Here is a 697-nt window from a genome sequence, read left to right as displayed (position 1 = left end):
ATGGAAGCTATCGGTGGGTTAGTTGTTCAATCACGCAGTGCAGATAGGGAACTGCTAGGCACTGAACAACTTGCTTGGTTGATGAATGAATTCAACACGCACGATGCAAAATGGAACGTTCTAGGCCAACAAGTTTTGATGTCGCGAATGGAGCTACCAAGTTCAGTGATGACGGCGATGTTCCAACTGTTTACGTCAACAGAAGAGAAGAAAACAGAAGCTTTGTTGGCCGTGAATACAGCGATCACGGGTTATCTTGCCGATCCAAGTGCAGATCCCATTTCTCTGCCTTACAACCTCGATGCTTGGGATGGTTACTATGTCGAGCGTGAAAAAGTTTACCAACTGGCCAAGGCAAGCAGTGGCAATTTTGTGTGTTTAGCGGGCGATACTCACAACGCGTGGGCAAGTGAGTTAAAAGATGTGTCAAACAATCCGATAGGGGTCGAGTTTGCGACGAGCTCGGTGAGCTCTCCGGGGTTAGAAGAGTATTTGGCGTTGGACCCGGTGGCGATTGCTCAAATGGAATACACCTTGCCGCATTTAGTCTCCGAGCTGCAATGGGCTGACATCAAACAACGTGGCTTTATGCGAGTGACCTTTACTGCTGATGCCGCTCAATCGACGTGGTACTTGGTGTCGACCATCAAAGACAAAAAGTATCAGGTGACGACGAAGTCAGCGTCTACGACAAATG

General features: G+C 48.4%; 1 protein-coding gene. It reads left to right on the top strand.

Annotated elements, in window-relative coordinates:
• The coding region (locus tag R7R78_RS26445; protein ID WP_225474650.1) for an alkaline phosphatase D family protein at positions 1–697 on the top strand (697 nt) is incomplete at both ends.

This window comes from Vibrio sp. 2134-1 (assembly GCF_033339495.1).
This window is presented reverse-complemented; position numbering and strand designations above follow the sequence as displayed.